The organism is Leisingera caerulea DSM 24564 (assembly GCF_000473325.1).
GTDB classification, from domain to species: Bacteria; Pseudomonadota; Alphaproteobacteria; order Rhodobacterales; family Rhodobacteraceae; genus Leisingera; species Leisingera caerulea.
Genome location: NZ_KI421513.1, coordinates 2,823,150 through 2,836,197, shown reverse-complemented (window position 1 = coordinate 2,836,197; position 13,048 = coordinate 2,823,150). Strand labels below are relative to the sequence as shown.

Sequence of the window (13,048 nt, the reverse complement as noted above, 5' to 3'; positions counted from 1 at the left end):
CCGCCACGCCCCGCGCCGCCGCCGAAGGTGCTGCAGAAAAACCTCCTAAAATGCGACACAGAATCAGGCTTGCCAAAACGCAGCCTTAACGCCGTCCGGTTAATCATGTTCCTGTAATGTTTTCTGCGCGCAGCCGCGACTGGACCTGGGGACCTGAAGTATGCCTAGCGGATATCTTGTCCAGCTTGGAGACGGATCACTCGATCACGGTGATACGATCACGTCCACCTACTCCTCCTTTACCACGGATCAGAACCTGGGCGCCGGCAACTGGAGCTGGACAGGGTCGGATGGCGGCACGCCCTACACCGATGAGATTGAGCCGGGGGTCTATTACCTGGCCGCAGACGGCAATGTCTACTTTGTGCCGGACTACGGCCCGCCCGACACCTTCAGTTCGGCCAGCGCAGACAACCCGCCCGCCTACACCGACATGGATGGCCCGGTTGAGGGGACCAGCGGCGCCGACACGATCGACAGCAGCTACACCGACAGCGATGGCGACCAGATCGACAACGGCAGCGGCGGCGGCGCCTCCGGCAACCAGGACACGGTGGAGGCCGGCGCGGGCGACGACACGGTGGATGCCGGTGCGGACAATGACCTGGTGCTGGGCGGCGCGGGCGGCGACAGCCTTGAGGGCGGCAGCGGCGACGACACGATCTATGGCGACAGCAGCACTGAGGCGGGGCTGGGCGACTCGCAGCAGCACATCGACGACTCTAACGTCACCGATACCAGCAGCGGTTTCACCGTTACTGCCAAGGACCTGGCCGGAAACGCAAGTGCAGCCAATATCGACTATTACGACGGCGCCTTTGGTGTTGCCGGGGCGATTTCGGATTCAGACAGCGGCATCGACGCCCAGATCGGCTATGACAAGGCCTCAGGCATCTCCGAGGAACTGATCGTAGATTTCGACCAGAACACCACCGAAGCCAGCTTCTCTTACAATCACCTGTATACCGACGGGTTCGGTGAAGAGGGCCATTGGGCGATCTACAAGGACGGGGTTCTGGTCGCCCAGGGCGATTTCACCGAGGATACCGCAGGCACCGGCGCCGGCACGGTCAATATCAGCGGCTACGGGGAATTCGACCAGCTGGTGCTCTCTGCCAATCTGCAGACCGACGGCACTGACGGCTCTGACTACACGGTCTCGAACATCACCTTCACGGTGCCGCCGGAAACGCCCGTGGACGGCAACGACAGCATTTCCGGCGGCGCCGGGGACGATGTGATCTATGGGCAGGGCGGCGATGACACGCTGGCGGGCGGCAGCGGCGCCGACACGCTGGAGGGCGGCGCCGGAAATGACAGCCTCATCGCGGGTGAAGGCGATTCCGCCACCGGCGGCGACGGCGACGACTACTTCACCATCGTCGACACCGGCGACAGCGGCAGCAACAATATCACCATCACGGGCGGCGACGACGGTCAGACAACCGGCGACACGCTGGATTTCAACGGGCAGCTGGACAAGGGCTCGCTCAACATCACCGACAACACCGGCGGCAGCCTGACCGGCACGGCGACGCTCTTGGATGGCAGCGTGGTCAGCTTTTCCGGCATTGAAAACATCATCTGCTACTCCGCCGGCACCAGGATTGCCACCGCGGCGGGCCTGCGCGCCATCGAAACCCTGCAGCCGGGCGATCAGGTGGTGACGCGTGACAACGGGCTGCAGCCGGTGCGCTGGATCAGCTGCTCCACCGTTCCGGCGGAGGGCAATCTGGCGCCGGTACGCATTCCGGCGGGCCTGTTCGGGGCGGAACGCGACCTGCTGGTCTCGCCGCAGCACCGGATGCTTTACACCGGGTCAACCGCCGCACTGCTGTGCGGTGCGCAAGAGGTGCTGGTGTCCGCCCTGCATCTGGTCAACGGCAGCAGCATCCGCCAGCAGCCCGGCGGCATGGTGACCTATGTGCATCTGCTGTTTGACCGGCACGAGATCATCTATGCCGAAGGCGCACCGACCGAAAGCTTCCACCCCGGCAGCCAGGCGATGTCGGCCCTGGACGCGCCAGTGCGGGAGGAGCTGTTCAGGATCATGCCGGATTTGCGCTGGTGCCCCGGCACCTATGGCGCCACGGCGCGCCAGTGCGTGACGCGCCACGAGGCTGTGCTGCTGGGGGCGTAGCCGGGCGCCTAGTACAGGCCGCCTGAACTGACAGTGCCGAAAGTGGCCTTGGGCCCCAGCACCGCAGTGCCGCCGCTGGAGGTGGTGACCTTGCGGCCGGACTGCTGCACCTCCTCGACCAGCGGCAGGTTGGACCCCATGGCAAAGCCGCCGTCATAGGTCAGGCCGAAGATCGGCTCCGCGCCATCCCGGAAGTACTCCGCGACCACATACGGGCCAGAGGCATCATCCGGCAGCCGGTTGCCGGTATAGCGGTCGATCTTGATGAAGTGGCCGCCTTCCGGCACCTCAAACGGGCCGCCGCCGAACTTCTCCACCGCTTTGGTCATGAACTGCTGGAACACCGGGCCGCACATGGTGCCGCCATAGGCGCCGCGGCCCATCGGGCGGGGCTGGTCAAAGCCCATGTAGCAGCCCGCCACAATGTTGGAGGTGAAGCCGACAAACCAGACATCGCGCGAATCGTTGGTGGTGCCGGTCTTGCCAGCAGTGGGCACCGGCAGGTTGATCACACTGGAGGCGGTGCCGCGGTCCACCACGCCCTTCATCATCGAGGTCAGCTGGTAAGCGGTGACCGGGTCCATCACCCGCTCGCGGTCGGTGACGATCCGCGGCGCCTGCCCTGCAGCCAGCGACGGGTCGGAACAATCCACGCAGTCGCGGTCGTCATGGCGGTAGATGGTGCGCCCGAAGCGGTCCTGCACCCGGTCCACCAGCGTCGGCTGCACCCGCTCGCCGCCATTGGCGAACATCGCATAGGCCGCGACCATCTTGTAAAGCGTGGTCTCCTCCGAGCCCAGCGAGTTGGCCAGGAAGGCGCCCATGTTGTCATAAACGCCAAAGCGTTCGGCATAGCCCGCAACCACCGGCATCCCCACCTCTTGCGCAAGGCGGATGGTCATCAGGTTCCGGCTCATCTCGATCCCGGTCCGCAGCGGCGTGGGGCCGTAGAACTTGTTGCTGGAGTTCTTGGGCCGCCACAGGCCTTGCGGCGTGTTGATCTCGATCGGGGCGTCGACCACGATTGTCGCTGGGCTGTAACCGCTGTCCAGCGCCGCTGCATAGACAAACGGCTTAAAGCTGGAGCCCGGCTGGCGCAGAGCCTGGGTGGCGCGGTTGAACACCGAGTGCTGGTAGGAGAAGCCGCCCTGCATCGCCAGAACCCGGCCCGTGTTCACGTCCATCGCGACAAAGCCGCCCTGCACTTCCGGCACCTGCCGCAGCGACCAATGGCTGAATTCGCCGTCCTTCTTCTCGGCCCGGACCAGCACCACGTCGCCGCGGGTGAAATTGTCGGCAAAGCTGCCCTTCATCCACTTGATATCGGAACGCGGCACCGACCCGGTGCCCTTGCTTTTCTCGACACCCACGGTCATCGACTCGCTGCCGACCTCCAGCACCACTGCCGGATGCCACCTGCCGCCCAAAACAATATCGCGCGGGACATCGGCATCTGCCAGCGCGGCGCGCCAGGTGGTCTCGTCCGCCAGCTGGGCCTCCTCCAGCTGCACGCCGGTGCCGCGCCATTTCCCGCGCGAGCGGTCGTATTTTTCCAGCCCGCCGCGCAGTGCCAGCGCCGCTTCGGCCTGCATTTCGTGGTCAAGGGTCGCGCGCACGGTGAAGCCGCCGGTGAAGAATTCGCCCTCGCCAAAGTCCTGGGTCAGCTGGCGGCGGATTTCATCAGTGAAATAGTCCCGCGGCGGCAGCGCGGTGCGGAACGCCTCGAAATCGCCGTTCTGCACCGACCGCAGCGGCTGCGCGACCTCCACCTCGTAGACGTCGGCGGAGATATAACCGTTCTCGCGCATTTCCCGCAGCACGTAGTTGCGCCGCGCCAGCAGCCGGTCCTTCTGGCGCACCGGGTGGTAGTCCGACGGCGCCTTGGGCATCGCGGCCAGCGTCGCCGCCTCGTGCGGGGCCAGGTCGCTCAGCGTTTTGTTGAAATAAGTCTGCGCCGCGGCGGTCACGCCATAGGAGTTCTGGCCCAGGAAGATTTCGTTCAGATACAGCTCAAGAATCCGTTCCTTGTCGAGCGTTTCCTCCAGCCGGGTGGCGAGGATGATCTCCTTGATCTTGCGCTCGGCCCGGCGGTCGCCGGACAGCAGGAAGTTCTTCATCACCTGCTGGGTGATGGTCGAGGCGCCCCGCACATTCTCCCCGCGCGAGCGCACCGCCTCAATCGCGGCAGCGGCGATACCGCGGGCGTCATAGCCGGAATGGCTGTAGAAGTTCTTATCCTCGGCAGAAATGAAGGCCTGTTTCACCAGGTCCGGAATCTCATGCGACGGGGTGAACAGGCGGCGTTCCTTGGCAAACTCGTCGATCAGAAAGCCCTCGCCCGAATAGATCCGGCTGATCGTCGCGGGCTGGTACTGGGCCAGCGATTCATGGCTCGGCAGGTCGCGCCCGTAGATCCAGAACACCGCCCCGATGGTCAGCGCCACCATCGCCACGCCAAGGGTGATGGTGCTGAAAATGGAGCCGAAGAAGGAGAGTATGAACCTGATCACGGGGTTTGGCCTTTCTCGCGAGGTGCCGCCTATATAGGCGCGGCGGTGTCCGGGGTCAAAGCATGCAGCGGCGAAAGTGTGCTGTTCTGAAACCTGCCGCCCGGAGAATTGGTTTTGCGCCGTCCCTGATGTATCCTGACCAAACAATACTAACAGCGGCTGCCCGATTTTCCCAATGCTTGCCGCGGACCGGCGCAAGCGGCGGGCAGGCTGAACGCACGTGCACGCAACCGCCGCCTCGGCCTGCCTCCCCATTCCCCGCCCGCCAGCAGCGGCATGTGCCCGTTTCAGGTATTACCCGGCAGCCCGAAAGGTGGAGGAGACTGCTATGGCCAAACTCGGAGCTCCGGTCGGCGGCGGCAAGACTGCCGTGAACGACCCCAAGGACGTTGTGCAGGTGCAGAAGATGCTCAACGAACACGCGGCGACTGTCGGTTACAAGCGGGTGCCCACCAACGGCAAAGTGGGCCAGCCGACAATCCTCGCCATCGGCCAGTTTCAGCAGCAGGTGGTGAAGACCAAGGTGACCAGCCTGGTCGAACCCGGCTCCAAGACCTTCAAGATGCTGGACAGTTCCCCGGTCAAGGTCGCCGAACAGTTCGCCAAAGCGCAGGGCGGCAGGCCGCTGCCCGCCAAGGGCAAGGTCTATGAATTGAAATGGCGCGGCAAGACCCACTGGTTCACCGAGGACGACATGGGCGACGCCGTAGACGCGATACAAAGCCGCCTGCACACCGAAACCCTGGCGTTCATGAGCACGCTGCGGAATTACCAGGACCAGTACCGCGAGATGCAAAAGGGGTTCTGGACCTTCTTCGTGAAGATGGTCACCCCGAATGCGGACATCGACCGCCCGGCGAAGTCGCTGAAGAAGGCCGACGCTGCCGTCGGCAAGCTGGTGGACATGACCTATGGCAAGAACAAGAAAAGCCTGCTGGAATCGTTCAAGCAGATGAAAAAGACCAAGATCCTGCTCGACGCGGTGGCGTTGGATCTGAACATGCTGTCCAAGGAGCTGGGTCAAAGCGCCAAGATCTGCGAGGAGATCTCGGTCGACCTGCGCGACGGTGCCGCCGACATCGTGCAGCTGATCCTGGTCACCAACGGGGTGAACCCCGCCACCGCGGGCGCCGCTGTCGCCGCCAGCAAGAACACCGTCCAGGAGATCGCCAACGGTGTCATTCTCAAGGGGCGATGGGTCAAGGCCGGTGGCGTGGCCGGCTCCTTCAAGCGCGTCACCTTTGCCGCGGTGGCGGGCGGATTCTCGGGCTGGCTGGGCGCAAAGGCCGGTCAGCTTGTCATGAAGGGGGTTGGCGAGCGGCTGGCCAGCCGGATGGTCAATTCCCGCTGGATCAACAAATATTTGTGGAGCACCGCGGCCCGCTGGGGCGGCAAGGAGATTGAGATCATCCTGGGCCGCTTCACCGCCATCCCGCGCAAGATCGGCGCCGAAATCGCGCTGCAAACCGTCCTGCGGATGGCTCATAAGTTTTTCACTGGCCGGGCCATTGCCAAGGCCTTGACCAATCACATGACCGCGCTGGAGAAAATCGTCAGCTCCTGCATGGAGAAAAGCAAGGCCGAGGGGCAGCTGATGGACTGTATCGCTGCCGGGCTGGAAAAGCAGGGGCTGATGGCAAAGGCCGCCAATGACATCCTGGCCCCGCACAAGCAGGAGCTGGAACGCGAGATCGAAAAGGCGCTGGCCAAGGCCGAAGCCAAAGCCGGCTAGGGCCAGCCTGCTTCTAGGCCGCGCCGGCTGCTGCCAGGGTGTAATCGCAGAACTGACACTGCTGCAGGGTCAGGCCGGTTTCAGTGCGCTCCAGAACCGTCAGTGCCGGCGCTTCGGCCGCGGGCCGGCAACTGGACCAGTCCCACTCCGGCTGCGGCGGCGGCGCCTGATAGAGCACCGACTTTGCCGTGGAAAAGGGAATACCCCGCGCGGTTCCGGAGCAGAGCCGGTGCACATGACCTGCCAGCAGATGCAGCACGTTGGGAAAGCCCGCCAGCAAATCCAAAAGCTCGTTCCCGTTCTGCAGATTGTCCGCGTCCAGCATCGGCAGGCCCAGTTTAACTGGCGGGTGGTGCATCGCCACGATGGCGGGCCGTCCCTCCAGCGCAGCCAGTTCCGCTGCCAGCCATCCCATGCGCTCTTGGCACAGGTTGCCTGCCGCCTGGCCAGGGATCAGCGTATCGAGGCACAGCACCGAAAGATCCTCAAAATCCGCCCGGTACTGGACAAAGCCGGGCATCGCGCTGTCCGGCAAAAGCAGCACGTCCCGCAACACGCGCCTGTCGTCGTGGTTGCCGGCCAACGGCAGAACCGGCATCGGCAGGCCGCTAAGAGCCTCTCTCAACCGCTTGTAATTCCTCTCTGATCCGGTTTCGACCAGGTCGCCAGTGATCAGGCAGGCCGCCGCATCGGCGTGGTGCTCGGCGATATAGCCCACGGCGGCTTGCAGCCGCAGCCGCGGGTCGTGGCCCTGGACAAGCCCCTCTGCCTCGAAATGCAGGTCGGACATCCAGATGAGTTTCATGGCAGCGGCTACTTCCGCACCAGCGCGCGGCGGGCGTCATCCTGGGCGCGCCAGGTGATCAGCCCGTTCAGGATGCCCCGCGCGGCCTTGGCGCGCCAGTCCGCATCCACCAGGTTCTTCAGGTCGCGCTTGCTGGACAAAAAACCGATCTCCACCAGCACTGACGGGATGTCCGCCGATTTCAGCACCGAAAACCCGGCAGAGCGCAGCGGCCGGTTGTTGATCGGCTTTCCTTGCGCCCGCAGCCCGTCGATCAGCGCCGCCGCCAGCGCATCGCTGCGCGGCTGGGTTTCCTGCCGGGCCAGATCCAGCATCACGCTGGTCACCCGGTCGTCGGCCTGGCTCAGGTCGGTGCCCGACAGCAAATCGCCGCGCAGATGCCGCTCCGCCAGTTTGGCCGAGGCCGCATCCGAGGCCTCCTTGGACAGCGTGTAAACGGTGGAGCCATGTGCGCGGCCCTCCGAGATCGTGTCAGCATGCAGCGAAATGAAAACATCGGCGCCGGCCTGATGCGCCATCGCGATGCGCCGCTCCAGCGAGACGAAATAGTCATCGTCGCGCGTCATCATCACCGTGAACTGGCCAGAGCGCAGCAGCGCCTCGCCCAGCTCGCGGGCGAATTGCAGCATCAGGTGCTTCTCGACGACAACCTCTGTCTCCGCCCCCGGATCAATGCCGCCATGGCCCGGATCCAGCATCACCAGAAGCGGCGCGTTTTCGTCCCGCGCGGCCCTGCCCTGCATCTCCTCCGGCGCCGGCAGGTCCCAGCGCGGATCCTGCGGGGCGCCGGCGCTGGCGGCAAACTCCTGCGCTGTGGCTGGCTCCAGCGACACCGCCAGCCGGGCCGCCGCCGTCACCTGATCCACTGCCATCGCAGCCGCGGAGACCTTCATCGGCTGCGCCAATTGCAGCACCAGCCGGGACCAGCCGGGCACGTAGGTGCCGAACTGCGCAGCGGTAACCTGTTCGCCCTGCACCAGCTTGTCCGCCGTCAGCCCGGTCCAGTCGACCTCCTGAAAATCCAGCACCAGCCGCGGCGGACCGTCCAGGGTGAACAGCCGGTACGGCACCCCCTGGCTAAGGCCCAGCGACACCTCCGCCCCCTGCCCGGCATCGCGCACCTGGCTGGCCTCTGCGTCGATACGGGCCAGGCCGCTGAATCCTTGCGCCCAGGCGGCCGCGGCCAGCAGCCAAATCAGTGCGGAAAATGAAAACAGTCTGCCCATGCGCGCCTCTTGCCCGGCCTTGCTGGCCTTTTGCCGGGCAGACTAGGCAATTTGCGCAGGCTTGGAAATCCGCCTTCTGCAGTTATCCCCGGCTCAGTCCCTGGACGCCATGTAAAGCGCTAGCCGCGCCAGCCCCTCCTCGATATCCGCGGTGGAGCGCGCATAAGAGAACCGCAGCGTTGTGGCGCCGCGGACAGGGTCGAAGTCCAGCCCCGGCGTCACCGCAACGCCAGCCTTTTCAAGGATTTCCGCGGCAAAGCTGCGGCTGTCATCCGTCAGGTCCGAGACATCGGCATAGACGTAAAACGCACCATCCGGCGGCGCGATTTTTGTGAAACCGGCCTTGGGCAGCCCTTCCAGCATCAGCTGGCGGTTCCTTGCATAGACCGCCAGGTTCTCCCGCATCTCGTCTTCGCAATCAAGTGCGGCCAGCGCCGCCACCTGGCTGGCGTGCGGCGCGCAGATGAACATGTTCTGGGCAATCCGCTCCACCACCCGGACATGATCCTCGGGCACCACCATCCAGCCGACCCGCCAGCCGGTCATGGAGAAGAACTTGGAGAAGGAGTTGATGACGTAGCACTCATCCGTCAGCTCCAGCGCGGTCACCGCCTTCGCCTCATACTCCAGCCCGTGATAAATCTCGTCGGAGATGAAGCTGGCGCCCTCTGCCTGGGCCGCATTGATCAGCGAGCCCATCGCCGCACGGTCCAGCATGGTGCCGGTGGGGTTGGCGGGCGAAGCCACCATCAGGCCCGCCAGTTTCTGCCCCTTGAGGTCCGCCGCCACCGGCTGCAGCCGGTTTTCCGGTGCGGTCTGGATGTCCACCGGGGTCAGCCCCAGCGCCTTGAGGATCTGCCGGTACGACGGATAACCCGGCGCGCCGATGCCGACCCGGTCGCCGCTGTCGAACAGCGCCGTGAAGCTGAGTAGAAACGCGCCGGAGGAGCCCGGCGTCACGATCACCCGCTCCGGGTTCAGGTCGACATTGTACCAGTCGCCGTACAGCTGCGCGATTCGCTTGCGCAGCTCCGGCAGGCCAAGCGCAACGGTATACCCCAACGCATTGTTTTCCAGCGCATTCCCCAGCGCCCTCAGCGCCCCTGCGGGCGCCCCGGTCGAGGGCTGCCCGACCTCCATATGAATGATGTGGCGCCCGCCCTCTTCGGCTTTGCGGGCGGCCTCCATCACATCCATCACAATAAACGGATCAACACTGGAGCGGCTTGAGTTTCGCATTCTGATCTCCCATGGTGCGCGCATGAGTTTTGACCGTTTCTTCCGGCTGGCGTCAATCCCGGCTCTTGTGGTTTGCGCGCTGCTTCAGTTTGCGGCGGCGGCGCAGGCAGCGTCAATTTCGCTGCTGCGGGACCCGGATATCGAACACGGGCTGAACCGGCTGGCCGCCCCCGTTTTCCGGGCTGCCGGGCTGAACGCCAACCGGATGCGGATCCTGCTGGTCAACGACTCCTCCTTCAACGCCTTTGTTTTGGATTCCCGAACGATTTTCGTGCATTACGGTCTGATCCTCAAGGTCACCAGCCCGGAGATGCTGCAGGCGGTAATCGCCCATGAGGCTGCCCATATCACCAATGGCCACCTGGCGCGGCGGATGCAGAACCTGCGCTCTGCCAACAGCGCCGCGGGGCTGGGCCTGGCGCTGTCAGTACTGGCAGCCGCAGCCGGGGCCGGCGAGGCGGCGGGGGGCATCGCCATCGGCACCCAGAATTCCGCCCTGCGCAGCTTCCTGGCCCACACCCGGGCTGAGGAAAGCTCCGCCGACCGCTCCGCCGCCGATTACCTGAACCGCGCAGGGATCAGCCCGCAGGGCCTGGTCGACCTCCACAAGGCCTTCGCCGGCCAGGAAGTGCTGAGCACACGCAGCCAGGATCCCTATACCCGCTCCCACCCGCTCAGCCGCGACCGCATCCGCGCCGCCCAAGCGTATCTGGCAGCGCATGGCGACAAGGGCCAGGCCAGCCCCGAGGCCCAGTACTGGTTTGCCAGGGTGCGCGGCAAGCTGTCGGCCTTTACCCGGGCGCCGAAATGGACCCTGCGCCGGGTGCGCGAGGAACAGTACAAGGACGTCCGCCTGATACGCGAGGCAGCCGCTTACCACCGGCAGAACAACCTCAAGAAAGCTCTGAAGGCGGTGAACGGCGCGCTGTCCGTGCGGCCGTCCGACCCCTTTTATCATGAGCTGAAGGGCCAGATCCTGATCGAAAACCGCCAGTGGAACGCAGCGCTCGCCGCCTATGGCAAGGCCGTCAGCCTGGCCCCCAGGGACGCGCTGATCCTGACCGGCTACGGGCGCGCCCAGCTGGCCGCGGGCCAGCCCAAGGCGGCGCTCAAATCCATGGAGCGCGCCCGCGCCATTGACTTCCGCAACCCGGTGCTGCTGCGCGACATGTCGCTGGCCTATGCCAAGACCGGGCAGACCGGCATGGCCGCACTGGTCACCGCCGAACGCTATGCCTTGCAGGGGCGTCTGGATGACGCCGGCATTCACGCAAAACGGGCAGTGGCCCAGCTGCCAGCAGGATCCCCCGCCGCGCGGCGGGCGCAGGATGTGCTAGTGGCCTATGAACAAGCTCAGAAGAGAAAGAGAAGAAAATGACCCTTTTCACCCGCACCGCTACCGCGGCAGCCACGGCCCTTGCCCTGCTGGGCGCTCCGGCGCAGGCCTTTGACATCAGCGCCATGTCCGATGCCGAGCGCGAGGCCTTTGGCGAGCAGGTCCGCGAATACATCCTGGACAACCCGGAACTGATCCTGGAGGCGGTCGATCTGCTGGAACAGCGCCAGCAGCAGGCAGAGGCCGCGCGCGATGACACCCTGGTTGCCGACAACCTGGAGGAGCTGCAGAACGACGGCTATTCCTGGGTCGGCGGCAACCCCAACGGCGACATCACCCTGGTCGAGTTCATGGACTACCGCTGCGGCTACTGCCGCCGTGCCGCGCCGGAAGTGGAGAAGCTTCTGGAAAGCGACGGCAATATCCGCCTGGTAATCAAGGAATTCCCGATCCTCGGCGAAGCCTCGGTGCTGTCCTCACGCTTTGCGGTGGCAACCAAGCAAGTGGCCGGGGATGACGCCTACAAGCAGGTGCATGATGCGCTGATCGCCTTTGGCGGCGAGCCGAATGAGGTTGCGCTGCGCCGCCTGGCCGAGGGGCTGTCGCTGGATGCAGACGCGGTTTTTGCCAGGATGGACAGCGAGGAGGTGACCGCCGAACTGCGCCAGACCCGCGAGCTGGCCCAGAAGATGGCGATCTCCGGCACCCCGACCTTTGTGCTGGGCACCGAACTGCTGCGCGGCTACCTGCCCGCCGACCAGATGGAAATCATGGTCGCGGAGATCCGCGAAAAGCAGAGCTGATACCTTGAGCTGAACCGGAGGAACCGGGGCGCTGCCTCGGACCCCGGGATATTTACAGCCAGATGAAGAACGGATGCTTACTCTGCCGCATCCTGGGCCGCCTCGATCTGGGCGGCCTTTTTCTCGACCTCTTCAACGATGTGGTCGACCATCTGCTCGTTGGACATCTTGTGGCTGGCCTTGCCCGCCAGATAGACCATGCCGGAGCCCGCGCCGCCGCCGGTGAAGCCCACATCGGTCATCAGCGCTTCGCCCGGGCCGTTCACCACACAGCCGATGATGCTGAGGCTCATCGGGGTGTGGATATGGGCCAGCCGCTCTTCCAGCGTTTCCACGGTCTTGATCACGTCAAACCCCTGCCGCGCGCAGCTGGGGCAAGAGATGATGTTGACGCCGCGATGGCGCAGGCCAAGGGATTTGAGGATCTCGAAGCCCACCTTCACCTCCTCCACCGGATCGGCAGAGAGGCTGACGCGCAGGGTGTCGCCGATGCCCATCCACAACAGCTGGCCAAGGCCAATGGCGGATTTGATCGTGCCGGACACAAAGCCGCCCGCCTCGGTGATGCCAAGGTGGATCGGCGCGTCCGTCGACTCTGCCAGCTGCTGGTAGGCGGCAGCGGACATGAACACGTCAGAGGCTTTTACAGAGATCTTGAATTCGTGGAAGTCGTGGTCCTGCAGGATGCGGATATGGTCGAGGCCCGACTCCACCATCGCCTCGGGGCAGGGTTCGCCGTATTTGTCCAGCAGGTGCTTTTCCAGGCTGCCGGCATTCACCCCGATGCGAATCGCGCAGCTGTGGTCGCGGGCGGCCCTGATCACCTCTGCCACGCGCTTTTCGTCGCCGATGTTGCCCGGGTTGATGCGCAGGCAGGCAGCACCCGCCTCCGCCGCTTCGATGCCGCGTTTGTAGTGAAAATGGATGTCGGCGACGATCGGCACCGGGCTTTCGCGCACGATCTCCTTGAGCGCCTTCGACGACGCCTCATCCGGCACCGAGACCCGCACCAGATCGGCACCCGCCTCTGCCGCGGCCTGCACCTGTGCCACCGTCGCCGCCACATCGGTGGTCGGCGTGTTGGTCATCGTTTGCACCGCAATCGGGGCATCGCCGCCGACGGGGACGTTGCCCACATGGATCTGGCGGCTTTTGCGGCGCTCGATATGGCGCCAGGGGCGGATGTGGTTCATCGACATATGGCTGGTGTCCCGGCTGGATCCTGTTAGCGCCTAGATACGCGCAGCAGTGCCGTCC

9 protein-coding genes are annotated in these 13,048 nt (G+C 64.8%); 4 read left to right on the top strand and 5 right to left on the bottom strand.

Features of this window, described 5'->3' with window-relative positions; genetic code table 11:
* Nucleotides 1-160: 160 nt before the first annotated feature.
* On the top strand, nt 161-2,140 hold the full coding sequence (locus CAER_RS0120970) for a Hint domain-containing protein (protein WP_027237217.1): 1,980 nt from the start codon (nt 161-163) through the stop codon (nt 2,138-2,140).
* Between the two features lie 8 nt (nt 2,141-2,148).
* On the opposite strand, the gene CAER_RS0120965 is transcribed toward CAER_RS0120970, so the two are convergent.
* A complete protein-coding gene (locus tag CAER_RS0120965) occupies nt 2,149-4,650 on the bottom strand; it encodes a penicillin-binding protein 1A (protein ID WP_027237216.1) in 2,502 nt (833 codons plus the stop codon).
* 328 nt (nt 4,651-4,978) lie between these two features.
* Between CAER_RS0120965 and CAER_RS0120960 the strand changes: the two genes are divergently transcribed.
* Complete coding sequence (locus tag CAER_RS0120960; RefSeq protein ID WP_027237215.1) at nt 4,979-6,382, top strand: nucleotidyl cyclase domain-containing protein; 1,404 nt, start codon at nt 4,979-4,981, stop codon at nt 6,380-6,382.
* A gap of 13 nt (nt 6,383-6,395) precedes the next feature.
* Here CAER_RS0120960 and CAER_RS0120955 read toward each other — a convergent pair whose 3' ends face one another.
* From CAER_RS0120955 to CAER_RS0120945, 3 genes are all read right to left on the bottom strand, one after another.
* The gene (locus tag CAER_RS0120955; protein ID WP_027237214.1) at nt 6,396-7,187 is read right to left on the bottom strand and encodes a phosphodiesterase; all 792 of its coding nucleotides are present in this window, start codon (nt 7,185-7,187) and stop codon (nt 6,396-6,398) included.
* An 8-nt stretch (nt 7,188-7,195) separates the two neighbouring features.
* Nucleotides 7,196-8,413, bottom strand: a complete 1,218-nt coding sequence (locus tag CAER_RS0120950) for an N-acetylmuramoyl-L-alanine amidase (RefSeq protein WP_027237213.1) — start codon at nt 8,411-8,413, stop codon at nt 7,196-7,198.
* Between the two features lie 93 nt (nt 8,414-8,506).
* Nucleotides 8,507-9,652 carry a pyridoxal phosphate-dependent aminotransferase gene (locus CAER_RS0120945; RefSeq protein WP_027237212.1) on the bottom strand — a complete coding sequence of 382 codons (1,146 nt, stop codon included), beginning with the start codon at nt 9,650-9,652 and terminating at the stop codon, nt 8,507-8,509.
* A gap of 22 nt (nt 9,653-9,674) precedes the next feature.
* On the opposite strand from CAER_RS0120945, the gene CAER_RS0120940 reads away from it, so the two are divergent.
* Nucleotides 9,675-11,030 (top strand): M48 family metalloprotease, encoded by a 1,356-nt coding sequence (locus CAER_RS0120940; RefSeq protein WP_209320212.1) that lies wholly within the window; start codon nt 9,675-9,677, stop codon nt 11,028-11,030.
* Complete coding sequence (locus CAER_RS0120935; RefSeq protein WP_027237211.1) at nt 11,027-11,791, top strand: DsbA family protein; 765 nt, start codon at nt 11,027-11,029, stop codon at nt 11,789-11,791. The genes CAER_RS0120940 and CAER_RS0120935 overlap by 4 nt, the downstream gene beginning before the upstream one ends.
* A 77-nt stretch (nt 11,792-11,868) precedes the next feature.
* Here the strand turns inward: CAER_RS0120935 and ispG are convergent, their stop codons facing one another.
* A complete protein-coding gene (ispG, locus tag CAER_RS0120930) occupies nt 11,869-12,990 on the bottom strand; it encodes a flavodoxin-dependent (E)-4-hydroxy-3-methylbut-2-enyl-diphosphate synthase (RefSeq protein ID WP_027237210.1) in 1,122 nt (373 codons plus the stop codon).
* Nucleotides 12,991-13,048: the final 58 nt, after the last annotated feature.

Excerpts from the sequence above, each read along its gene's own strand:
- CAER_RS0120970 (WP_027237217.1), top strand. The coding sequence starts at position 161 with ATGCCTAGCGGATATCTTGTCCAGCTTGGAGACGGATCACTCGATCAC.
- CAER_RS0120960 (WP_027237215.1), top strand. The coding sequence starts at position 4,979 with ATGGCCAAACTCGGAGCTCCGGTCGGCGGCGGCAAGACTGCCGTGAAC.
- CAER_RS0120955 (WP_027237214.1), bottom strand. The coding sequence starts at position 7,187 with ATGAAACTCATCTGGATGTCCGACCTGCATTTCGAGGCAGAGGGGCTT.
- CAER_RS0120945 (WP_027237212.1), bottom strand. The coding sequence starts at position 9,652 with ATGCGAAACTCAAGCCGCTCCAGTGTTGATCCGTTTATTGTGATGGAT.
- CAER_RS0120940 (WP_209320212.1), top strand. The coding sequence starts at position 9,675 with ATGAGTTTTGACCGTTTCTTCCGGCTGGCGTCAATCCCGGCTCTTGTG.
- ispG (WP_027237210.1), bottom strand. The coding sequence starts at position 12,990 with ATGTCGATGAACCACATCCGCCCCTGGCGCCATATCGAGCGCCGCAAA.
- CAER_RS0120950 (WP_027237213.1), bottom strand. The coding sequence starts at position 8,413 with ATGGGCAGACTGTTTTCATTTTCCGCACTGATTTGGCTGCTGGCCGCG.
- CAER_RS0120935 (WP_027237211.1), top strand. The coding sequence starts at position 11,027 with ATGACCCTTTTCACCCGCACCGCTACCGCGGCAGCCACGGCCCTTGCC.